General features: G+C 41.2%; 22 protein-coding genes. 7 read left to right on the top strand and 15 right to left on the bottom strand.

What is annotated here, in order from left to right; all coding sequences use genetic code 11:
* Positions 1-84: 84 nt before the first annotated feature.
* From rimP to Q0R88_RS08195, 3 genes are all read right to left on the bottom strand, one after another.
* The gene (gene rimP / locus Q0R88_RS08205) at positions 85-549 is read right to left on the bottom strand and encodes a ribosome assembly cofactor RimP (protein WP_295714876.1); all 465 of its coding nucleotides are present in this window, start codon (positions 547-549) and stop codon (positions 85-87) included.
* Positions 550-673: 124 nt separating this feature from the next.
* Positions 674-1,105 carry a hypothetical protein gene (locus tag Q0R88_RS08200; RefSeq protein ID WP_295714873.1) on the bottom strand — a complete coding sequence of 144 codons (432 nt, stop codon included), beginning with the start codon at positions 1,103-1,105 and terminating at the stop codon, positions 674-676.
* Between the two features lie 248 nt (positions 1,106-1,353).
* Positions 1,354-3,714 carry a prolyl oligopeptidase family serine peptidase gene (locus tag Q0R88_RS08195; RefSeq protein ID WP_295714870.1) on the bottom strand — a complete coding sequence of 787 codons (2,361 nt, stop codon included), beginning with the start codon at positions 3,712-3,714 and terminating at the stop codon, positions 1,354-1,356.
* Positions 3,715-3,804: 90 nt separating this feature from the next.
* Here Q0R88_RS08195 and Q0R88_RS08190 point away from each other — a divergent pair, with 90 nt between their 5' ends.
* Entirely contained in the window at positions 3,805-4,329 is a 525-nt protein-coding gene (locus Q0R88_RS08190) for a GNAT family protein (RefSeq protein WP_295714867.1), read from the top strand.
* Positions 4,330-4,410: 81 nt separating this feature from the next.
* Here the strand turns inward: Q0R88_RS08190 and Q0R88_RS08185 are convergent, their stop codons facing one another.
* Complete coding sequence (locus Q0R88_RS08185) at positions 4,411-5,748, bottom strand: FAD-dependent oxidoreductase (RefSeq protein ID WP_295714864.1); 1,338 nt, start codon at positions 5,746-5,748, stop codon at positions 4,411-4,413.
* A gap of 87 nt (positions 5,749-5,835) precedes the next feature.
* Between Q0R88_RS08185 and Q0R88_RS08180 the strand changes: the two genes are divergently transcribed.
* Positions 5,836-6,369 carry a YfiT family bacillithiol transferase gene (locus Q0R88_RS08180; RefSeq protein ID WP_295714861.1) on the top strand — a complete coding sequence of 178 codons (534 nt, stop codon included), beginning with the start codon at positions 5,836-5,838 and terminating at the stop codon, positions 6,367-6,369.
* Positions 6,370-6,396: 27 nt separating this feature from the next.
* Here the strand turns inward: Q0R88_RS08180 and Q0R88_RS08175 are convergent, their stop codons facing one another.
* From Q0R88_RS08175 to Q0R88_RS08160, 4 genes are all read right to left on the bottom strand, one after another.
* Positions 6,397-10,125 (bottom strand): ATP-binding protein, encoded by a 3,729-nt coding sequence (locus Q0R88_RS08175; protein ID WP_295714858.1) that lies wholly within the window; start codon positions 10,123-10,125, stop codon positions 6,397-6,399.
* Positions 10,126-10,184: 59 nt separating this feature from the next.
* Entirely contained in the window at positions 10,185-11,072 is an 888-nt protein-coding gene (fabD, locus tag Q0R88_RS08170) for an ACP S-malonyltransferase (protein WP_295714855.1), read from the bottom strand.
* 81 nt (positions 11,073-11,153) lie between these two features.
* Positions 11,154-11,792: a GTP cyclohydrolase I FolE gene (folE, locus tag Q0R88_RS08165; protein ID WP_295714852.1), complete on the bottom strand. Its 639-nt coding sequence runs from the start codon at positions 11,790-11,792 to the stop codon at positions 11,154-11,156.
* Between the two features lie 9 nt (positions 11,793-11,801).
* Positions 11,802-12,218, bottom strand: a complete 417-nt coding sequence (locus tag Q0R88_RS08160) for a 6-carboxytetrahydropterin synthase (RefSeq protein ID WP_295714878.1) — start codon at positions 12,216-12,218, stop codon at positions 11,802-11,804.
* 94 nt (positions 12,219-12,312) lie between these two features.
* Here Q0R88_RS08160 and mqnB point away from each other — a divergent pair, with 94 nt between their 5' ends.
* Together mqnB and Q0R88_RS08150 are read left to right on the top strand one after the other, a co-directional pair.
* The gene (gene mqnB, locus Q0R88_RS08155) at positions 12,313-12,933 is read left to right on the top strand and encodes a futalosine hydrolase (RefSeq protein WP_295714849.1); all 621 of its coding nucleotides are present in this window, start codon (positions 12,313-12,315) and stop codon (positions 12,931-12,933) included.
* Positions 12,934-13,010: 77 nt separating this feature from the next.
* Entirely contained in the window at positions 13,011-13,859 is an 849-nt protein-coding gene (locus Q0R88_RS08150) for a 1,4-dihydroxy-6-naphthoate synthase (protein ID WP_295714846.1), read from the top strand.
* Positions 13,860-13,924: 65 nt separating this feature from the next.
* On the opposite strand, the gene Q0R88_RS08145 is transcribed toward Q0R88_RS08150, so the two are convergent.
* The 7 genes from Q0R88_RS08145 to Q0R88_RS08115 form a co-directional block, all read right to left on the bottom strand.
* Positions 13,925-14,608: a fatty acid desaturase gene (locus Q0R88_RS08145; RefSeq protein ID WP_295714844.1), complete on the bottom strand. Its 684-nt coding sequence runs from the start codon at positions 14,606-14,608 to the stop codon at positions 13,925-13,927.
* A gap of 30 nt (positions 14,609-14,638) precedes the next feature.
* Positions 14,639-15,490, bottom strand: coding sequence for a 4-hydroxy-3-methylbut-2-enyl diphosphate reductase (locus Q0R88_RS08140; RefSeq protein ID WP_295714840.1), 852 nt, complete (start codon positions 15,488-15,490; stop codon positions 14,639-14,641).
* 116 nt (positions 15,491-15,606) lie between these two features.
* Positions 15,607-16,281 carry a carotenoid biosynthesis protein gene (locus tag Q0R88_RS08135; RefSeq protein ID WP_295714837.1) on the bottom strand — a complete coding sequence of 225 codons (675 nt, stop codon included), beginning with the start codon at positions 16,279-16,281 and terminating at the stop codon, positions 15,607-15,609.
* Positions 16,260-17,348 (bottom strand): glycosyltransferase family 2 protein, encoded by a 1,089-nt coding sequence (locus Q0R88_RS08130; RefSeq protein WP_295714834.1) that lies wholly within the window; start codon positions 17,346-17,348, stop codon positions 16,260-16,262. Before Q0R88_RS08130 ends, Q0R88_RS08135 begins: the two co-directional genes overlap by 22 nt.
* Position 17,349: 1 nt before the next feature.
* The gene (locus Q0R88_RS08125) at positions 17,350-17,970 is read right to left on the bottom strand and encodes a 1-acyl-sn-glycerol-3-phosphate acyltransferase (protein WP_295714831.1); all 621 of its coding nucleotides are present in this window, start codon (positions 17,968-17,970) and stop codon (positions 17,350-17,352) included.
* 36 nt (positions 17,971-18,006) lie between these two features.
* Positions 18,007-18,630, bottom strand: coding sequence for a lysophospholipid acyltransferase family protein (locus Q0R88_RS08120; RefSeq protein ID WP_295714828.1), 624 nt, complete (start codon positions 18,628-18,630; stop codon positions 18,007-18,009).
* Positions 18,631-18,678: 48 nt separating this feature from the next.
* A complete protein-coding gene (locus tag Q0R88_RS08115) occupies positions 18,679-19,488 on the bottom strand; it encodes an alpha/beta hydrolase (RefSeq protein WP_295714826.1) in 810 nt (269 codons plus the stop codon).
* Positions 19,489-19,695: 207 nt separating this feature from the next.
* Between Q0R88_RS08115 and Q0R88_RS08110 the strand changes: the two genes are divergently transcribed.
* The 3 genes from Q0R88_RS08110 to Q0R88_RS08100 are packed head-to-tail and all read left to right on the top strand — an operon-like array spanning position 19,696 to position 21,759.
* Positions 19,696-20,334, top strand: coding sequence for an O-methyltransferase (locus Q0R88_RS08110; RefSeq protein ID WP_295714822.1), 639 nt, complete (start codon positions 19,696-19,698; stop codon positions 20,332-20,334).
* 3 nt (positions 20,335-20,337) lie between these two features.
* Positions 20,338-20,874 carry a glucosaminidase domain-containing protein gene (locus Q0R88_RS08105; RefSeq protein WP_295714820.1) on the top strand — a complete coding sequence of 179 codons (537 nt, stop codon included), beginning with the start codon at positions 20,338-20,340 and terminating at the stop codon, positions 20,872-20,874.
* Positions 20,875-20,922: 48 nt separating this feature from the next.
* The gene (locus tag Q0R88_RS08100; protein WP_295714817.1) at positions 20,923-21,759 is read left to right on the top strand and encodes a glucosaminidase domain-containing protein; all 837 of its coding nucleotides are present in this window, start codon (positions 20,923-20,925) and stop codon (positions 21,757-21,759) included.
* Positions 21,760-21,769: the final 10 nt, after the last annotated feature.

Raw genomic sequence — 21,769 nt, 5'->3', positions numbered from 1 at the left:
AACGCTCATCATGGTTGGGCGGTCAATGTTCTTGAAATCTTTAAATTCCTGAAAAGAATCAATTAAATTAATATTGCTCATTTTCTACTTGAATGATATTAAAACTTTTGTTTCTGTTATGTGATTAATAGGGATAACGCTTTCAACAGTTTCGGCCTTTTTCCCTTTTTCTTTTATTTTTTCTTCTATAACGATGGCATCCTCAGTTATTGCTGATAAAACACCTTCTCTTTTTGAGCCATCAGCCATTTTAATGGCCAGTGTGCGCCCCATGTTTTTGGCATATTGCCTTGGCGATGATAGCGGATAATCAATACCCGGCGATGATACTTCCAGATTATAAGCAGTTTCTATTACATTTTCCTCTTCCAGATGGAAGCCTACATGCCTGCTTACCTGTACACAGTCGTCAATACCAAGTCCGTTATCCCCATCTATTAAAACGATCAGCTTTCCGTTTGAGTGCATTTTAACATCCACTAAAAACAAATTTGGCTTATCGGCTATCTTTTCTTCTACCAGTTCCCTTACTTTTTTTTCAATGTTCATTACCCGCCTTTTTGATTGATAATTTTTAATTGATAAAATAAAAGAGGGGGCTATTTGCCCCCTCTTTTATTAATTGAATGCAAATATAATCAAATTTATTAATTTTTCAACTATCAAACACCCTTTATTGCTTAAAAATCAAATCTGTATAGTGTAAATCGCCCAGCTTGTTACGGCCCATGATATAATCATTGGCTTTTGTATTTGTATCAAATTTATAGTAGCGCACAAAATACGTTTGCCGGGCCACAAAAGGGGTATCAGGTGTAAATACCACAATACTATCTTTAACCAGATATTTGCCGGGCTGCATGGGTTGATAGTTCTTCATATCGGTATCGGCCGGCATTTTGTACACCGGCACCAGGCTTTGCCAGTTGCCACCCAATGAATCGCGATTGATATCCTGAACTATGGCCCGGTCAAGACCGGTTATGTTGATGGAATGTTTATCGGATGTGAGGCTTATTTTGACTTGGTTGCTACTGGTTTTGTTGGAGGAGCAGGCAGTGGAGAAAAGCATTATCGTTACCAAAAACATTGTTGAAATCCCCATGGTAATTCCCTCCCAACGGGAGGCGTGCGATGGATTACGCGATGGCGGGGAGGGGTTTCGTCGAGCGATTTGATATGCATCGTTTATTAAACCCCTACCTCCCCTTCCCCAGGGAAGGAATCGCACTTGGCCTTGCTTTGTTTGGGAGGTCATCATTTCCTCCCCCGTTGCTTGTGTCCTCACAAGCAACCTGCCGAAAAGCCGAATGGTCGCCTGTGAGGGCACAGGCGACGGGTGGATAAATTTTATCATTTCTTCAACGTTTGCTCAAACAACTTAAAAATCCGTTTATACTCATCCGCCCAGCTGCTGGGTTGTTCAAAGCCGTGATCCTCTACCGGGTATGAAGCCAGTTCCCAGTTCTCTTTGTGCAACTCAATCAGTTTTTGAGATAAACGGACAATGTCCTGGTAGTTCACATTCTGGTCTATCATACCATGCAGCATCAGTAAATTACCTTTTAAACCATTTGCAAAATATATAGGTGAACTTTTGCGGTAGGCTATTTCATCGGTAAAAGGCTCGTTCAAAATATTGGCGGTGTACTCATGGTTGTAATGTGCCCAATCGGTTACTGAACGGATCGCTCCGCCGGCTGCGAAAACATCGGGCTCGGTAAACATACCCATCAGGGTAATAAAGCCACCGTATGATCCTCCGTACAATCCTACATGTTTAGGGTTTACGCCATATTTTTCAACTAAATATTTTACACCATCCACCTGGTCTGTTAAATCTTTACCACCCATATGGCGATAGATGCCGGTACGCCAGTCGCGACCGTAACCGGCGCTTGCAGTATAATCAATATCAATCACGGTATACCCATTATCGGCCAGCATGTTATTGAACATAAACTCGCGGAAATAATAGCTCCAGGAATAGGTTACATTTTGCAGGTAGCCAGCACCATGCACAAACACTACCGCAGGTTTGGCCGGATCGGCTTTTTTAGGCAGGTAAAGCCGTGCATACACACCGCTGCCATAACGGTTTTTAAAGGTAATGATCTCTGGGTCGCGCCATGGGTATGACCGATACTCGGTACTTACCGAATTAGTTACCTGAAGCGCTTTTGCACCTGGCTTATTGGCCTGCACATACAAATCCCAGGGTTTGTTGGAGTAGGAATAACGGATAGCCAGCCATTTTTCATCGGGCGATAGCGTTACCTCGTTACCACCTTTCATGCTGGTTATTTTAGTTGGGGTTCCCCCATCAACAGGGATGCTGTAAAAGTTTGTCGCACCGGGATGGTCAATATTGGCCGTAAAGTAGAATTTCTTTTTATCGGCAGATAGCTGCAGGGTTTGCACTTCCCATTTGCCACTGGTGAGTTGCTTTTTGGTTGCCGTATTTACATCAATAGTATACAGGTGCGAGTAACCGCTGGCTTCGCTTTGGAAATAAAAATGGTTATCGTCAATAAAGCCTACGTTTCCGGCGGCTGAGTTTTCAATGCCGGGACCGCCAATCCAGGCTTCATCGCGCTGACGGTCAAGCAGGGTGAGTTTGCCAGTGGCGGAAGTAAGACGCATGATCCAACGGTCTTTGTTATCCTGGGCGGCGATAACCACAACCGCGTTCGCGCTGTTATCGCTCCAAAACACCCCTTCTATAGTCACTTGTCTGTCGGCATTTTGCTTTTTAAGTTCCTCAAGCTCTTTAGGGTAATCTTTCACATAATCGGGCAGATCTTTTATACCGGGAATATCATTTGTATTAATGCGGTAAACCGTATCCCGTTGCCTGTCGAAAATATAAGTTTCAGAAGTTGATGAGGGCCTCCCTACTTTTGACCGGTTGGGAATATCTTCCGTAAACCCAGATTCAGTTACATAATTAGGAACTATGGCGTTTTTAACATCCTCCGCCGGTTTAGTCAATCTATAGGTTACAAATCGTTCATCCGGACTAATCTTAACCCGGCTAACTCTTTTATCGCCAAAAGCCAACTCCTTTAATTCCTTTGGCTGCAGGCTGGCATTTTCTACAGAATCCTGCTTTTCCTCCCTGGCCTGCACTTTAATAATATCAAAAAGCTCAACCTGCTGCTTTTTTAACCAACGCTCCTGCTCATTAAGATCATCTTTGCTTTTTTTAGTTTTTGCTTTCACAAAGTTGGTTAACTGCTCAAGCCCTGTGCCGTTGAGTTTTAAGGCAAACAGGTTATTGTTTTGCGAAAATATAATCCGGCTTTCATCGCCATTAAAAACAGGAGAACTTTCACGTAGTTCGGTATGGGTTAGCTGGGCTATTTTGCCCTGTTTTATATCTTCTAAGTACAGGTCGCCATTTTTTTCAAAAACCTTTTGAGTGTGCTTTTTATTCCAGCTGCCATTGTCGGGCAAGGTGCGCTTATCGGCTGTGCTTACTTTTTCGGGTTTGGTATTGAGCGGGGTAGCTGAAAATAATTCATCCGCACCTGTTTTATCCGAATTCCAGCTAAAAAGGATTTTTTTGCTATCATCGCTCCAGCGGATGTTTGAAGGGGACACCCCGATCCACTTGGGATCGCGCATGATCTTTTCTATAGTTAGCGTATCCAGTTTTTGGGCAAACGCACCTGTTGTATTCGCTATTAATAATAAGGTAAATATTTTTTTCATTTTCAGTCACTATACCGCGTAATAATTACGCGAATGCAATTTAGCAGTTTAGGTTAAGTTTGCTAATTTTAACTATCTTATTGTTACAAAATGATACTACAAGGAAAGGGTTTTACTTTACGCGATTGGCAAAAACAAGATGCGGAATCACTACAAAAACATGCCAACAATACCCATATCACCGATTTTTTGTTCGATCGCTTTCCATCGCCCTATACCCTGCAGGATGCTGTCGATTTTATTGCTATGAAGATGGCAGAAACGCCACAGACAAATTTTCCAATCGTTATCAACGGAGAGGTAGCCGGCGTTATCGGTCTCGACTTTAGGGTAGATATTTACATAAAAGCGCCTTTATTAGGTTACTGGCTTAGCGAAGAATATTGGGGCAATGGTATTATGCCGGGGGCTGTAAAACTGATAGTTGATTACGGATTTAACAATCTGGATATTATGCGGATACAGGCAGGGGTACTTGGCAATAACCCAAAATCAATGCGGGTACTGGAAAAAGCTGGATTTGTTAAAGAAGGGGTTTTGACCAATGCTATTTTTAAGAAAGGTGTTATTTTGGACGAGCATGTGTATGGGATAGTAAAAAGAGGCTGGGATTGACAGAAAGACTGTACTGGTTTCGCCGCATGTTCCACCCGTTTCGATGGAACGCCAAATCAATAATACAAGGCCTGTACAAACCTAATTTACCAATCTTCCTGCCATATCCACAGTTCGTGCAAAGGGGTTCAAGAATTTGTTTACCAGTACAGCAAATTCCCGGCGGGTTACCGGGCGGTTCATGTCAAAATCCGAGTTGAATTTATATTGGATTTTCCAGGTTTTTGTCATGCTGATCTGCAATGTTTTGGGATCAGTAAGGGTTATCTCGCTAATGAGCGAAAGCACGTTGCCAACAGTAAATTTTTCGGCTGGTTTTTCCCTGTTGAACCATAAAAAGGTACGGGAGTAGATGTCATTTAAAACGGGCTCAATTTCGGCAGTATGAACGGCAGAATCAGGCATGAAAAGCACCTGCAAGGTATTGCCGGTTCCTTTTTGTATTCCTTTTAACAAACCGGTTGCTCCAATCTGTTGGATAGATCTGAAATAAGGATCGCTTTGTTTGATATCGGCAAAGGGTACCAGGTATCCTTTAAAATCAAGTAATTCTCCCTGTACCGCGCGTACATTTAAGTTTTTAGTTGTTGTTTTAAAGAACGCGCAAAAGGCTGCTGTTGTACCCGCGCCCTGGCCCAGTGTAAGGTAATTGGGCAGGTATTGTATATCATCTTCGGGTATAAGCTTAGCGGTTATTAGTAAATTGTCAACACCTTTTGCAACTATAGCACCAAGCGGGATGCAGTAAGCAGGCGATTGCGGGTAATTCTTTTCGGGTAGAACGGAATCGCCCCGCTCTCCCGCGAAGCCGTTTCCCGTTGCTATACTGGTGCGGTAAGCTGTTGATCCATCATTACCTGAAAAAAAATCAAAAGCTTTAAAGTCTGGATTCAATTTCTGGGTAGCTATGCCATCTTTAGTGGCATCAATAATTATTTTGGCTTTTATCAACTGCGATTTTCCATCCTGGCTGATAGTTGCCTGCCAGCCATCTCCATCTTTTTTTATGTTTGTAACCGGGGCATTTAGCTTTACGGTGAGGTTTTTTACGGTGTCTGTTATTTTTTTAAGAATAGCCGCACCGGTATATGGCTCAACGCGGAGGGGGGCATTATAGGTGGTATCATATCCGGATGTGGTTTTGTAAAACACTATAACTCTTTTACGAAATTCGCCCCATATACCGGATGGCAGATCTTTGCCGGGGACAATAGTTAACATACTTGCCGAAGTTAATGAAGGGCACAATTGAGGGCCTTGTTCAATAAGCAATGTTTTTATTTTGCTTCGAGCACCCTGGATGGCTGCTGCTGTACCACTTGGGCCGCCCCCTATTACCAAAATATCGGTTTTAATGGTTTGCGCGTATGTAAATGAACATTTTAATAGTAATAGTACTAAAAGAAGCTTTTTTATCATCGGTATAAATAACACGTACAAAACGCAATTTAGACTAAAAGCTTGTGGTACTATAAAATTATAGCTAATTTAATTTTTTTTAAGCCCATGACAGACGAACAGATGAAATACCCGATCGGGAAATTCGCTCCCCCGGCATCATACACCGACGATAACATCCGCGAATGGATTGATGACCTGCGCACATTGCCCGGCAAATTGCGCCATGCTATAGCTGGCCTAAATTACCAGGAATTGGATACCCCGTACCGCAGCGGCGGCTGGACGTTGAGGCAAGTGATCCATCACCTGGCCGATAGTCACATGAATTCTATTACCCGTTTTAAACTGGCCCTTACGGAAAATAACCCGGTTATAAAACCCTACGAAGAGGCTGACTGGGCCTTGCTACCAGACTATCGCCTGCCTGTGGAGTCGTCATTAAAAATGCTTGAGGGGATACATATTCATATGGTTGCATTGTTTGAAAGCTTTACCGAAAATGAATGGGAACGCTCTTTTGTACACCCAGCCTCGGGTGATACGGTTTCGCTTAAAAAGGGATTGGCGCTATACGCATGGCACAGTAACCATCATTTGGCACATGTTACCGAAACGGTGAAGAAATTTGTTAAAGCTTAAAGGAAAAAATGCCTTTAAGCTTTAAGTTTATGCAGATGGAAAGCTAAGGTAAAAAGAGGTGCCGATATTCATCGTAGTTTCGAACCAAACCTTGCCATTGGCATTTTCAATTGAGTTTTTTACGAAGGCCAGCCCCAAACCCGTGCCCGAACTTTTAGTGGTAAAGTTGGGCTCGAATATTTTTTCGCGCATGTTTTCGGGGATACCATTGCCATTATCTTTTATGGTAAGTAATACATTTTTGCTGGTTACCAGGTAATTAATATCTATCAACCCTTTTCTATCCGGTGGCGTGGCTTCAATGGCATTTTTTAACAGGTTATTAAAACACCGCAGCAGTTGATCACGATCGGCATTGATGATAAAAGGGGTTTCGGGAGGCTGGAATGAAATGTGAATATTATCCATTTGTTTAAAAATGGTAACAGCCTGGTTTAGCATATCAAAAATATTGGTAGGCTCAATGCGGGTATCGGGCATTTTAGCAAACGCCGAAAACTCAGATGCTATTGACGACAGGCTTTCTATCTGCTCAACAAATGATTTGCTAAAGCGCTCAAATTTTTGATCAAATTTAGGGTCTTTATCCCTCCATGATTTATCCAGCAGTTGCAAGCCCAGTTTTAGCGGCGTTAACGGGTTTTTAATTTCATGCGCCACCTGCTTGGCCATTTCGCGCCATGCACTTTCCCGTTCAGATTGGGCCAGCCTGTTGGCGCTGTTTTCCAATGCCGATATCATTTTGTTATACTCCTTAACCAGAGCCCCTATCTCGTCATTCCGCTGCCATTTTATAGGCTCGTTTTTTTTGCCGTAGATGGTTTTGCTCAGGGTGTCCTGTATAAAGCTTAAAGGCGCGGTTATTTGCCTGGCAATTATAATGGCAAACAAACCAATAGCGATAAAAACCAATGCATATACATTGATCATTACATTAAGTAACGAACTGATCCTCTCTTTGTAGTCGGCCTCGTTAGAGAAATAAGGCAATTGCACATAGGCAATGGTTTTATTGCCGGAGGTCATTACAGGGGCGTACGCCGCCTTATAACTTAGCTCGCCTATTCGTTCCTCATTCACAAATTCGGTTTTTTGCAATTTGCTTAAAAAGATATAAGCTCTTGAATTCATTTTTTTTGCTACCAGGCCGTATTCATAAATTTTGGGCTGTGTGGTTACCAGCGGTACACCATTGGTATCAAATAAAATAAGATCGGTTGAATAGGTTTTGGCCAGGTCATTGAAATCTACCTGGCTTTTTTCATTTACATTATAAATATATTTATTTAGGGCGCCTGTTTGAAATGCCTCCGTAATGCGGGTTATTTTATCGCGTATTTGCCTGTCCTGCTGATTGTGGTATTGGTTACTAATGGATATAAAAGTGATAAAGCCAACTACTATAAGCGTAACAACTACCGAAAATATCATCACAAACTGGATGCGGGTTCTATAGAGCACCTTATCAAAATTCATCCTGAAATTCCAGCGGATCTTATCATCCTTGATGCTCAATATCCTGATTCGGACCCAGGCCCCTCTTGCAATTATGATGAAGGCGCTAAATATCAGCAGCGCCATAAAAAAGAAGGTAATTGAGGTTACTCCATCATATAATGGGTTTACCTCTTTACTCACTACTATTAAATTACGCTTGCTGGGTTTATATACCAGGTGCTCATACTTGGTAAAGGTATTGTACCATTCAGGATTATTGTTCTTAGTTGTCTTTACAGTATACTTTTTAAGCGTACCGTTAAAATCGGTATTATTAAGGGAGTAAACATAACTTCCCTTTTGGCTTTGCAGCTTATTGTCAATATAGTAAGCGTATGAATAATCTTTAAGCTCATCTTCACTTCTGAAATTATCATCAATCAATAATTCGGGAAAGGCTCCTAATGACTGCAGTGGCTTTGATTTAAACTCAACTACCAATGTGCCCAATTTCTTGTGGTTATAGCTAATAGGTAGTATAGCAAAGTAACTCTGAAATCCAAACGATTCGGTGATGCGGTAAAAATAGGATGATACTTTAAATGAACTATAAACAACCTGGTCCTTAAATACATTCAGCGAAAAATTATCGTCGGATATTGGTTGGTCTACGGCATCATATTCATGTACTTTAAGCCCGTATTTTGATAAGTAGCCATCAAAATAAAGTTTTTGAAACCGTGTTTTAAGGTACTCTATATTATGTACATTCTCTTTAAAGTAGCGTATGATAGCGGTGTCAGTAACAATCCTTCCTTCCACTCGTTTAAAAGAGCTTTCTGCCGAGCGGTCATCCGGCTCTTCCAATTTACTTATCAATCCCTTACGTACACTTTCTTCCTTAACACGCTCAAAATGATTAAGCTTTATGGCCGAAATAAGCGCGCATACTAAGATAACAACCAAAAACGAACTGGTGGTAAGCTTACTATGCTGATATATAAAACCATAGGCCCTGATAATGACCAAAAGCATCCATAACACGTAAAACAAAGTAAACTCATAATAGAAAGCAAAAACAACAGTAGTAATGATAATGCTTATTACCAGCAGGAATAGCTGGTGCGCTTTTGGTACATTCAGTTTAAGGCAAAGAAAAAGCACCACCTCATCAATAAGATAAAAAATGAGGAAACTAAAGCAGAGCATTACAACCCCCAGTACGCTGAATGAGGAAAGGCTCAGCACATTGTTTACATTAAAGCTAATGTCTGAGTTAACAACAATGTCATAAAACAACCTCAATAAAGACGTGGAAACGGCAATGAGCAATAATATACAGCCTGTTACCGTAATATAGCCGGCAATATTGCCATATGCAAAGGTGAACAGCCTGCGCCGTTGCAAATACACAAAAGCAACAAACCAAAACACACATAATATATTGATGCATAGATCGCCCAGAGAGGGATACAAAACACCCGAATGATAGAGCTTAGGATCGAATACCTTGAGCATTCCATTAAAATCGGGCAGGTGATAATGTAAGTTCACATATCGGAACAGCACAATAAACAGCGCCATAAACACCACGGATGACCAAGGGTATCCATTTGCTGCCACGTGGCAGCAAATATTGTGTATCAAAACACAAAGTGTCAGGATTGTTAAAATCCAGATGGATAACTCATAATAGATAAAGGCATTATTAACACCGCCGGCCTTTTGCTTTACAGAAAAAAGGTAGCTATAATTACTGCTGCGTACCTCATAAACATCTTTGTCTGTAAAATTGGCAATCTCAATATTGTTACTGGTAGTAAGATCCCTGGCAAATGTGTTTTGAAGGTATTGGTTGGTAAATGTGTAATTAATTTTTACCGGAATGAAAAAGATGATAGAAAAATCACCGTCTGTTTTTTTAATAGCTTCATAATCGCCGTTAGGTTGTTTTATGAATGAATATCCCTCCTTAATCCCACCTAAGCTATCTGGCAATACTTTAATGCCGCTCCAAAAGCTTAACCGGTTTTTATAAGCAGTTACAAACCAGATGCTTCTTTTAGTGGTAAAATCATTAATGCTATTAAGAGCATCCTGGTCATTATCGGTAAGTGTTTTAAATTTACTAAACCGAGCTTTGTCGTTTAGCTGTGCATTTATATAAGCTTCTTTTTTATGCAGATTATCTTCAAGTGTTTGCGCGGTTTGCAGCAGGTTATTTATTGGCGTGTATGTTTTTTGGACAACAATGGCCGCAAACCATAACCCAATACCTATCAGGGTAAGCAACAAACGTATTTTTCCGGATGTGGTCAAATTACTATCAGATAAAACGATTAAAAAAACAAAAGGCACTATACAGTGCCTTTAAAAAATTATTGTGGTAAAGCGGCGCTGCCGGTAACCACTGCCCTGTCAACTTTTTTTACAAGGCCTTGCAATACATTGCCCGGGCCAACCTCGGTAAAGGAGGTTGCTCCATCTTCCAGCATGTGTTTAACCGTTTGTGTCCACCTTACGGCGCCGGTAAGCTGGGCTATTAAATTTTGTTTTATAAGAGCCGGATCAATATATGGTTTGGCATCTATGTTTTGATATATAGGGCAAACAGGCGGTTTAATTTCGGTAGCAACAATGGCGGCTTCAAGCTCAACCCTTGCCGATTCCATTAGCGGCGAATGGAATGCACCCCCAACTTTAAGTTTTAAAGCCCTTTTTGCGCCGGCTGCAAGCAGCTTTTCGCAAGCCTCATCAACCCCTGCAATGGTACCGGATATTACGAGTTGACCAGGGCAGTTGTAATTTGCTGTTACTACCACATCGCTTACTTGTTGGCAAACGTCTTCAACAATAAAATCATCCAAACCCAAAATTGCGGCCATGGTTGATGGCTGCAGCTCGCAGGCTTTTTGCATGGCATTGGCGCGGGCGGCTACTAAGCGCAAACCATCCTCAAATGATAAGGCGCCGGCAGCTACAAGGGCAGAAAATTCGCCTAATGAGTGGCCGGCAACCATTTCTGGTTTAAAATCGTCACCTAAAACGGTTGCTAAAATAACCGAGTGTAGAAATATAGCCGGCTGGGTTACGTTGGTTTGTACCAGGTCTTCGGCTGTTCCATCAAACATTACATCAGTAATGCGGAAACCTAATATCTCATTGGCTTTTTCAAATAGTTCACGGGCTTTTTCTGATTGATCGTAAAGATCTTTACCCATACCCGCAAACTGGGCACCCTGCCCCGGAAAAATATATGCTTTCATATGTTTTGTTTCGAAATTCGAATTTTCGATTTCGGATTTGTTTCTATCTTGATTCTTAACTCTTGATTCTTCCCAGGCTTCTTAACCCAGTTTCGCGCTTATCAAATTCAAAAATTCGGTGCGTGTTTTTTCTTTTAAAAACTCACCCGTAAATGCCGATGTGGTAGTTACTGAGTTTTGTTTTTGCACACCACGCATACTCATGCACAGGTGACGGCATTCAATTACAACACCTACACCAAAAGGATTAAGTGTTTCCTGGATACAGTCACGAATCTCGTTGGTTAGCCGTTCCTGTACCTGCAACCTGCGGGCAAAAACATCAACAATGCGTGGTATTTTACTCAGGCCTACAACATATCCGTTAGGAATATAAGCTATATGTGCCTTGCCAAAAAAAGGCAGCATATGGTGCTCACACATCGAGTATACCTCAATATCCTTAACAATAACCATCTGGCTGTAATCCTCCTTAAACATCGCGGAGCTCAGTATTGTTTTCGCATCCAGATCATAACCATGAGTAAGAAACAGCATGGCTTTGGCAATACGCTCAGGGGTTTTTAACAAACCGTCGCGTTCGGGATTTTCTCCAATCTGTTTTAAAACATTAAGGTAGTTGGCTGATAAGCTTTCAATCAGTTGAGGATTGTACCTGTCTATTTTAGTATAACCGTCAATATCATCATCACGGTCGGGGATGTGGTTTTCGTCAATCATTTTATAAAGTTATCCGCCAAAGTACTCGGCCGAATTGTTTTCTGTTTCATATAATTTTACCGAGTGTAAAAACACACCCTCATAGGCCTCAATAGGCGCTTTAAGCTGATTGAATATCTCAATGCAAAGCAACTCCGTTGATGCCATTTTACCTGCCATAAACTCCACATCCTTATTGATGTTTTTATGATCAAGCTTTTCAATAACAAACTCGTTAATGATAATCTTTAACTCTTTAAGGTCAATCAGATAGCCAGTTGCATGCGTGACTTCGCCTTTAACCGTTACAAACAAGTTGTAGTTATGACCATGCCAGTTAGGATTGGCACATTTGCCAAATACCTCATTGTTTTTTTCAGCGCTCCATTCCTCACGGTACATCCTGTGAGCGGCATTAAAATGTTCTTTGCGCGTTATATGTATCATCATAATAGTAAGTGGATGCAAATATACAAAACAAAAACAGGCGAGTTGTTTTATATTAGTACCCAAAAAACTTCATAAAACATTTTAAAGCAATATGCTTATATTAGTAGTTGCCGCAACGGCGCCAGAGGTAGCCCCCCTTAGTAAATACTTTGGCAATAAAATAGACTTGCTTGTAACCGGTGCCGGTATGGTGCCCACTGCTTTTGCCCTTGGCCATCATTTTGCACACTCAAAATACGATTTGGTTATAAACCTGGGTATTGCCGGCAGCTTTGACAGGAACATTGAGCCGGGCCATGTGCTTGAAGTTACCGAAGATACTTTTGCAGAAATGGGTGCCGAAGATGATGAGCAATTTATACCCATGAATACATTGGGGTTTGGCGAAGTTACCTATAAGCCCACAATCACTCTTAACGAAGTTTACAGCAATTTTTTTTTGAAAAAGGTACGGGCTATCACTGTAAATACAGTTCATGGAAATGATTTGTCTATTAAAAAAGTGCAGGCCCGCTTAAACCCGCAGCTTGAAAGTATGGAGGGTGCTGCTTTCTTTTACGCCTGCGGGCAGGTTAATGCGCCATGTATGCAAATCAGGGCTGTGTCAAATTATGTAGAAAAACGCAATCGCGATAGCTGGCAGATAGGTCTTGCCATAAAAAATCTGAATACATTTGCCATCGATCTTATTGATGCCATAATTAATTCATAGATCAGATTTTACATTTAACCTTTTTGTTATACAGCGTGCATTAATTGTACAGCATAGTACGCGAACCCATTAACAACATGAAACTAACCCTCGGTTTTTCGCCCTGCCCTAATGATACATTTATTTTCGACGCCCTGATTCATCATAAAATTGATACCGAGGGTTTGGAGTTTGAGGTTTTTTATGATGATGTAGAAACCCTTAACCAAAAAGCTTTTCGCGGCGAATTGGATGTTACCAAATTAAGTTACCATGCTTTTGCCTACGTGGCCGATAAATATGTGCTGCTTGATTCAGGAAGCGCGTTAGGATTTGGAGTTGGGCCAATGCTGATCTGCAAAGAAGATCCTGAAAAATTGCTTGCACAGCTGGAAACCGGCAACCCGAACCTCAAAATCGGAATCCCCGGCAAGTATACTACCGCTAATTTTTTATTGGGCAATGCCTTCCCAAATGCAACTAACAAAATAGAGCTTGTTTTTTCGGACATTGAAAATGCTGTTTTAGAGGGAAGAGTAGATATTGGCCTTATTATTCACGAAAACCGCTTTACGTACCAGGATAAGGGTTTAAAAAAAATCATCGACCTGGGCGATCATTGGGAAAAGCAAACGGGCTGCGCTATTCCTTTGGGTGGTATTGTGGCAAACCGCAACTTGCCATTAGATGTTCAGCATAAATTGAACAGGGTGCTGCGCAAATCGGTTGAGTTTGCTTTTGCCAATCCAAAATCGGGCCTCGAGTTTATCCGGTCACATGCCCAGGAAATGAGCGAAGAAGTGATGTACAAGCACATCGAACTTTATGTAAACAAATACTCTGTTGAACTGGGCGATGAAGGAAGAAAAGCTATTAAACTGCTTTTTGATACTGCGCTTAAAAACAACTTTATACCCGCAATAGAGGAAACTTTGTTTTTAAGTTAAACTTAGACTGCGTTTCTATTTCCTGCCCGGCAACAGGCTTAGCATAACGCTATAATTTACCTTGATCACTTTTGTTCGATTCGGGTTTTCCATAACATCCACCAGGGAGTACCCGGCGAATCGTGGTGTTCATAGTGGTATCCAAAAAAATAACAGCTGAAAAAGGCCAGCGCATGATTTTTAGCCTGACTGCGCGCAAAATATTTATTATTATGCTCGCCTTTATGTGGCTGGTAGGTGCCAAAGTAAAATAACTGTAAAGTACTCAACAACGAGGGCGCAACCCAAAATAGTAAGAGGTTGGCCTGCGGGATCCACAATTTTAAAATATTGAATAAAGCAGCCATGATTACAATTTGCCAGATAGACAAATAATTGCGGATGAAAGTTACATACCAGCTCCAGAAACCCCCGTTATGATAGTCGGGATCCTGTTCGGTATGTACATTACTATGGTGTAAGTGATGTTTGGTGTAAAGCTGCGGATACCAGAACGATGCATATAGAAAAGTACACAGATAGCCAATAAAGTTATTAATGCCCTTATTTGGCAATATAGTGCCATGCATGGCATCATGCGCGGTAATGAACAGGCCGGTGTACAAATGCATTTGCACCAAAATAAACAGGTAAACCAGCGGATTCGCAAAACTGAAATGCCATTGCATTAATAAGGTAATGGATGTTACCCAGCAACCAATTACGATGATTGCTACCAATAAACCAATATTTGAAGGACTTTTTTGCATGTGATTTAAACAACAGCAAAAAGCGTGCTGTTAAAGATTTTCAATGGCATCTTTTACCTTTTGCATCAGCCACATAGGGGTTGATGTAGCGCCGGCTATACCAACGGTATCATTTTGCGAGAACATAGAAGAGTCCAGTTCATCGGCCGATGAGATAAAATAGGTATTGGGGTTATGCTTGCGGCAAACTTCATATAAAACCTTCCCGTTTGATGATTTTTTGCCCGAAACAAATATGATCTTATCAAATCTGGTTGCAAACTTTGGCAAATCCTTATCCCGGTTTGATACCTGGCGGCAGATGGTATCATTTGCCTTTAAATCATATCCCCTTGAAATCAACTCATCCTTTACGCTGTAAAACTTTTCCATGCTTTTGGTAGTTTGGCTGTAAAGCGTAATGTTGTGGGGCAGTTCCACGTTATCCAGCTCGGCAATATCCTGGAAAACCAGGGCTTCGTTGTTGGTTTGCCCTTCAAGGCCAATTACTTCCGCGTGACCATGTTTACCAAATATCAGGATCTTCTCATTGGAGTCGTAAGATGTTTTTATGCGGTTTTGCAGCTTTAACACTACAGGGCATGAGGCATCAATGAGGGTAATGTTATTATCTAAAGCAGTACGGTAAGTATCAGGAGCTTCGCCATGTGCACGTATAAGCACCTTTTCGTTATGTAAATCTTTGAGCTGGCTATGGTCAATTATCCTTAAACCCTGAGCTTTTAAACGATCTACCTCCTCATCGTTATGCACAATATCGCCCAGGCAATACAGGTAACCGTCTTCGGCCAGTATTTCCTCGGCCATGTCAATGGCGTAAACCACCCCAAAGCAAAAGCCCGAGTCCTGATCGATAGTAACCTGTAAATTGTACGTTCCCATGGTGTTGCAAATATAACTGTTGATTATTTGATTTTGTTGCATTTGCTAATTATTTGACACGATCTCAAGGATGTTGCCGTTTTACACGTCACCTGGGAAGGGCATATTCCTTGTCTTTAGTTCATTAACTCCAGCACTATAAAAAACACAAACTGCATGATAAGCAATGCCGCCGCAGCTTTGCTTTGTGGTTTAAATTGAAATTTCTCGAAGACGAAAAGCATTGCAGCACTTAATATAAACCAGCAGAAGTAATTTTTAAGTGGAATGCTGTTTCCCACCCAATGCCAATAATCAAAATGGACAGCTACTGGCTCTATGAGCATATCAAGAAAAGTAAGCACAAGGGCTCCTGCTATAACACGGGTATAAATATTCTTAATTCGGCTTCTTTGCATGAGCACTCCTGTTGAAAAAATAAGCAAGAACCAATTTACCCCAATCATCAGGGGTACATTAAACAGTTTAATGCCGAGTGTTTCGCCATAGCTATAGTTGCCAAACAGCAAACCGGTATGTACGCCGATAAGTTCGGCCGAAAAGCCTATCGTGAAAACAAGCAGGCCAAACAATAAAAATTTTGTGCTGAGCTGATTATAACTGTAAACAATTACACCCGCCATCAGCAACAAATGCCAGGGTACTAATTTTATAAACAACACCGTTAAGGATGGAATGACAAAACCAATCAATCCCACTATATGAAACAGCACAATTATAACAATAGCGATCCGTTCGGTTTTTGCGCTGCCTGTAGATAAATGACTGTTCAAATTCTGCGTCCCTTCCAAACGTTTGTTTTGGTTAAATGCTTTTGGATAGATAATACGGCAATAAGCAGCATATTGATCATTTGTAAGGGATGCAGCACCACATTATATAGCGCGTTTTGTCCAGATGCTAATGAAATCATAATACGGGTTAATATAATGAGGCCCCACATGAATAGGATCAGCGGTAAATTTAAGGTCATGATAAGTATCACCGGAAAAATGATAACCAGGGTTAAATAAATTAAAAAGCCGATAACGCTGTAATTGAAGGCCGCTAAAAAATTCTTGCTGAAACCGTTAATCGCTTCATTATAATTTTTATACATGCGGCAGCTTATCATGCCATTGGCCAGCAGGGCCTCGCCGTTGTAGGCCCTGGCCTTTATAAGCCGCATGATCTCTACATCTTCCACTACTTTGTCTTTAACCGCTTTATGCCATTGCTCGTGATGGTAAATCATGGCATCAAATAACATGAATTGCCCGCTGGCCGCCGCTATGGATGGATTTTTCACCAGTGAAATCAATCTTACAGGCAGCAGGTTTAGCAATATAAAATGCATCAGGGGGACTACCAGTTTTTCGCCCATGGTTACCATTTCCTGGTTGGTGAAAAGGCTAAGTAAGCCCAACTTGTTCAAATGCATGCGGCATACGGCACTGTTAATAAGGCCGGGTTTTACTTGCTCATCAGCATCCAAAAAAAGCAAATATTTACCATCGGCCTGCTGGGCTGCCTGGTAGCACGCGTAGTTTTTACCTATCCAGCCATTGGGTAGCTCTCCTCCTTTAATTACTTTAAACTCCGGATGTTTTTTGACGAAGGCGGAGCAAACCTCAAAAGTGCCATCGGTTGATCCATCGTCGAGAATGATAACCTCATAATTTTGATAGTCTTGCTGATGGATAGAGTTGAGTAGGATTAAAATATTATCTGCCTCATTACGAACAGGTATCAGGATGGATACTTTATCGCTGTATTGCTTGCCTACGCGCCGCAATTTAGGATCGGATATAAAGTTGAACAGCGTTACCGTAAAACGCAGGATGATAAAGAAAAGGGTGATTAATATAATTACGGTCACTTTATATGTCAAATTCGGTTTGAAGCAGTTTTGAGCTGCTGTAATATTGCTGGTAAGCCGCTTTCAGCTCGGTTACGTTAGTATACTTTTGCGAATCGCTTTTTAAGTAAACGGTTGCAGTGGGCTTTTTATGCTTAAAGTACTGAATAAATGTTGAAGCAAACAATAGTTGGAAATTTGTCTGTGCTTTTTGCATTATTCTGAATACCCCTTTATCAAACCGCACGTCATCTACATAATTTGAAAACAGTTTACCCTGCGGAAAGATGAGTACCAGGTTTTGCGGGTCATCCAATAATTTTGCGGCATAATTAAGCGACTCAATAACATCCCTGGATTTTTTGGTAATAGAAAAAGCCCCCGCAAATTTTAGGTAGTGCAGCATATGTACGGTTTCCTTTTCTACCATCACATGGTATTTCTTTTTCAGTATTTTGTCATTCACACAATACAGGATCAATCCATCCCAAAAACTAAAATGGTTTGCTATAAGCAATATGGACTTGTTTTTATCTACTTCAATGGCATCGCAAATCACTTCATGAAACTGCCGGCTCACTATTCGTTTTACATAAAAATGTATCAGCCGGTTAATAAAAAAGTTTTTTTTATTGTAGATCATGAAAGGGTAAGTTACTCAATGTAATAACAACATTTATTAATGTTTCATAACTTTTTGATTTTCCAAGGCCTGCCGGTGAAAATCATTAATGCGTTGTTTAAGTTCCTCAAAGGTGATTTCACCGGCTAAGCCGCAATCAAACTGGTGTATGTAAGCGCGGGGTTTCAGGCTTTCAAAATAATCAATCAATATGCAATGGTATACCACCTGGCAGGGGCCTTTAATTTGCTCTATCAGTTTATAAACCCCTTTTTCTACATGGATATGGGTTTCATGATTGCTGTACAGTTCGCCCTGCGGAAATATTACAATCATGTTCCTGGCATCATCAAGTAAGCGGGCCGAATAAGTGAGCGATTCCAACAACTCGCGCGAGCCCTTTTTTATAGAGTAAGCGCCAATATAACGCAGGTAGCTGCGCTGTAAAAACTGGTCCTGCTGCATCATTACATGGTATCGCCGTTTCAGATTGTATACAGCCGTCCAGTTGGCAATAAAACCATCCCACCAGCTAAAGTGATTGCATAACATGAGTACCGAATGACCGGCGCGCGGCTCAAAAGGCATTATTTTCACCTCCTTAAAATTGCGGCTTATCCACCAGCGTACATAACGAATGTACACGGCACTCCAAAATTCCTTTTTGCGCGTTGGGATCATATTTGCATTTAGAGGCGCGTTGTTACACGCCCCGGTATTAATTTGTATTTAACTTACTAAATATTCATCCAGTGCTTTAATCACTAACCAGTGCCCCAGTTTAAGCTCATGTACCTCGGCATCATCCAGCATTCCAATAAATGGCATCGCGGCTGATTTGGGAAACAGGTGGTCATGTTTGCCAAATATGAGCGTACATTTAATTTTATGCTGATTGATGAGCGCGGCCACTTTTTCCACATCGGGTTTAAGCAGGCGAATCAAATTTAATGTATAATAAGTATCCAGGCGTTTTTGTTCGGTATCAATTTCATTATACGCTATCTGGTACAGGTTATCATCAATAACGCCTATCCTTTTAACTGTTTTTAATATAAAAGGGGCCAGCCATTTACTTTTGGTAGCCCTGCCGAAGAGGTATTTCCCCAGCGGATTATGCATTAAAAAATTAAACCCTTTGTATACCGCAAGCCCATCGGGAGCCATTAATATAACATCATCAATCAGGTGGGCGTATTCCTCAACTAATATCAATGCCAGGTTGGCACCAATGGAGTAGCCCATTATAGAGATGCGTTGCTCGCCATAAATGCCAAACCACTGCTGCAGGTAGCTGCGTACCATGCTTTTGGGCATCCCCGCACGAATCTGCTTATCCGTCCAGCCATCCAGGCGGCTCTCGCCATGAAAAAAATGATCAAACCCATAAATACGATACTGGGGTAGTATGGACTGCTCCAGTACATGAAATTGTTTACCCGTCATGCCATAGCCGTGAAAAGCCAGCATGGGCTTTTGGCCGGTACCGTATTCATGAAAATGCACTTTGCCCAGGCCGGGCAGTTGTAAAAAACCCATTACGGCAATATTAACAATTATGCTTAATATTAAGGAAGCCGGTTAAATAAAATGCAAATGACAATTACGGGAATTTGAATTTGATATTGCGTTAATTGATTGTTTAATAAGGTTTTAGTATGTTTTATTTATAATGCCGGAAGCCTTGTAAATAGCCCTGCCAGGCGCAATTAGTACCTTTAAAAACAAAATCCCTATCTTTGCGGCATGGATATTCTACCACAGGCCCTTCTGGCATACTTAGATGACCATTGCGATCCCGAGCCGGAAGCTTTGCAGCAACTGAACCGCGAAACGCATTTAAAGGTGCTCAGGCCGCATATGCTGTCGGGGCATTACCAGGGCCGGCTGCTTAGTTTTTTGAGTAAAATGGTGGCCCCAAAATGTATTCTTGAGGTGGGTACCTACACCGGTTACTCGGCAATTTGCCTGGCCGAGGGATTGGTTGAAGGTGGTATTCTGCATACCATTGAGGTTAACCGCGAAATGGAGGATATCATCAATTCACATTTTAAACTAACAAATGTTGAAAACAAAATAAAGCTGCATTTTGGACAAGCAGAGGCCATTATTGCTGATTTACAGGAGGATGTTTTCGACTTAGTGTTTATTGATGCTGATAAAAAGAATAATTTTACTTACTTTCAATTGGTTTTTGACAAAGTCAGATCCGGAGGATTAATAATAATTGATAATGTTTTGTGGAAAGGAAAGGTGTATGGCGCCGAAAAAGATGCCGATACTGAAAATATTCGCAAACTAAATGACCACATAGCTGTTGATACCAGGATAGAAAAACTGATCCTGCCTGTACGCGACGGCCTGCTGGTTATCAGAAAAAAATAAATTATGAAGAGAATCTTACTGATTACAACCCTGTTGATCTCAACACTTGCCGCTTCAGCGCAAAAGAATACTTCACAATCTTATATAGAGAAGTTCAAAGATGATGCCATACGCATTATGCACGAAACAGGTATTCCCGCAAGCATCGTTTTAGGTGTAGCTATGCATGAATCGGGCTGCGGCAACAGTACCATTGCACAAAACCTTAATAACCAGTTTGGAGTAAAAGGCGGAGGCAGTGTAGTGTTTATTAAACACAACAAAAAAGTTCATTCCTCATACAAACGCTACGATTCTGTTTTAGATTCGTTCCAGGATTTTGCCCGCATCATGACCGAGCGTAAGCAGTTTAGTCACCTTGCAGATGCACTTTCTCATTATGACTATGCAGGCTGGGCACATGGTATCCAGCGCAGTGGTTACGCCAGCAGCCGTAAATGGGCATCGCAGGTTTTAGGGATCATTAAAAAATATGATCTTCATGACCTTGACGAAAACCCAAGCGATCAGCCCAAAGAATTAGCAGAAACTAAACAATAAAATCTTATTTTGGCAAATTAATAATTGCCTCAAATAAGGTTTAAATGTATGCAAAGAATAAATTTTGTGCTCCTGGCCGCTCTTGTATGTTTTAGTTCCTGCTCGGCACGTAAAAAAACAACGGTATCAAACCGGGATGTTCGTAACAATAACCGCAACATCCAAAAGGCAAACAGCGCCTCTATTGCCAATTATAAATCACTTTCTTCTTTAGATTATATTGATAAATTTAAGGCAATTGCTATACAGGAAATGAACCAGTATGGTATTCCGGCCAGTATAACATTGGCGCAGGGCTTGTTTGAATCCGGCGCGGGTAATAGCGAGCTGGCCCGTTTTGCCAACAATCATTTCGGTATCAAGTGTACAAGCGATTGGAAGGGCAAAAGCTATTTTAAAGATGATGATAACGCCAATGATTGTTTCAGGGTATATGATAATCCTGAAGACTCCTTTCGTGATCATTCTACTTTTTTAAAGCGTAAGAACTACGCCAAACTTTTTGAGCTTGATAAAAATGATTATGAAGGCTGGGCTAAAGGATTAAAGGCTGCAGGCTATGCTACCAACCCCAAATACCCCCAACTGCTTATTAACCTCATCGTAAGATACAACCTTGATCAGTATGATCGTGCCGAGGGCGAAGTAGCAAAGATAAAACGAGAAGACCGTGTACTATCGCAGATTAATGATAGCATTGGCAAGTCCAACACAGATACACTCACCAAAACAAAGCCCGACGATAAGATCTATACCGTAAAACAGGGCGATACACTATATAATATTTCCAAACGTTTTGGAATAACTGTTGATGACCTAAAAGCGTTAAACAGTATACCCGATAATAATATTCATATTGGGCAAAAGCTTATAGTAGTGAAGTAATTGAGAGAGA

It is taken from the genome of Mucilaginibacter sp. (assembly GCF_025362475.1).
In the GTDB taxonomy this organism is placed as follows: Bacteria; Bacteroidota; Bacteroidia; order Sphingobacteriales; family Sphingobacteriaceae; genus Mucilaginibacter.
The sequence above is the reverse complement of the archived record's forward strand: the minus strand, read 5'-3'. Positions and strand labels throughout refer to the sequence as shown.

Excerpts from the sequence above, each read along its gene's own strand:
- Q0R88_RS08125 (WP_295714831.1), bottom strand. The coding sequence starts at position 17,970 with ATGATCTACAATAAAAAAAACTTTTTTATTAACCGGCTGATACATTTT.
- Q0R88_RS08105 (WP_295714820.1), top strand. The coding sequence starts at position 20,338 with ATGAAGAGAATCTTACTGATTACAACCCTGTTGATCTCAACACTTGCC.
- Q0R88_RS08195 (WP_295714870.1), bottom strand. The coding sequence starts at position 3,714 with ATGAAAAAAATATTTACCTTATTATTAATAGCGAATACAACAGGTGCG.
- Q0R88_RS08120 (WP_295714828.1), bottom strand. The coding sequence starts at position 18,630 with ATGATCCCAACGCGCAAAAAGGAATTTTGGAGTGCCGTGTACATTCGT.
- Q0R88_RS08190 (WP_295714867.1), top strand. The coding sequence starts at position 3,805 with ATGATACTACAAGGAAAGGGTTTTACTTTACGCGATTGGCAAAAACAA.
- folE (WP_295714852.1), bottom strand. The coding sequence starts at position 11,792 with ATGATTGACGAAAACCACATCCCCGACCGTGATGATGATATTGACGGT.
- Q0R88_RS08160 (WP_295714878.1), bottom strand. The coding sequence starts at position 12,218 with ATGATACATATAACGCGCAAAGAACATTTTAATGCCGCTCACAGGATG.
- Q0R88_RS08145 (WP_295714844.1), bottom strand. The coding sequence starts at position 14,608 with ATGCAAAAAAGTCCTTCAAATATTGGTTTATTGGTAGCAATCATCGTA.
- Q0R88_RS08100 (WP_295714817.1), top strand. The coding sequence starts at position 20,923 with ATGCAAAGAATAAATTTTGTGCTCCTGGCCGCTCTTGTATGTTTTAGT.
- mqnB (WP_295714849.1), top strand. The coding sequence starts at position 12,313 with ATGCTTATATTAGTAGTTGCCGCAACGGCGCCAGAGGTAGCCCCCCTT.
- fabD (WP_295714855.1), bottom strand. The coding sequence starts at position 11,072 with ATGAAAGCATATATTTTTCCGGGGCAGGGTGCCCAGTTTGCGGGTATG.
- Q0R88_RS08115 (WP_295714826.1), bottom strand. The coding sequence starts at position 19,488 with ATGGGTTTTTTACAACTGCCCGGCCTGGGCAAAGTGCATTTTCATGAA.
- Q0R88_RS08150 (WP_295714846.1), top strand. The coding sequence starts at position 13,011 with ATGAAACTAACCCTCGGTTTTTCGCCCTGCCCTAATGATACATTTATT.
- Q0R88_RS08140 (WP_295714840.1), bottom strand. The coding sequence starts at position 15,490 with ATGGGAACGTACAATTTACAGGTTACTATCGATCAGGACTCGGGCTTT.
- Q0R88_RS08180 (WP_295714861.1), top strand. The coding sequence starts at position 5,836 with ATGACAGACGAACAGATGAAATACCCGATCGGGAAATTCGCTCCCCCG.
- rimP (WP_295714876.1), bottom strand. The coding sequence starts at position 549 with ATGAACATTGAAAAAAAAGTAAGGGAACTGGTAGAAGAAAAGATAGCC.
- Q0R88_RS08185 (WP_295714864.1), bottom strand. The coding sequence starts at position 5,748 with ATGATAAAAAAGCTTCTTTTAGTACTATTACTATTAAAATGTTCATTT.
- Q0R88_RS08110 (WP_295714822.1), top strand. The coding sequence starts at position 19,696 with ATGGATATTCTACCACAGGCCCTTCTGGCATACTTAGATGACCATTGC.
- Q0R88_RS08200 (WP_295714873.1), bottom strand. The coding sequence starts at position 1,105 with ATGGGGATTTCAACAATGTTTTTGGTAACGATAATGCTTTTCTCCACT.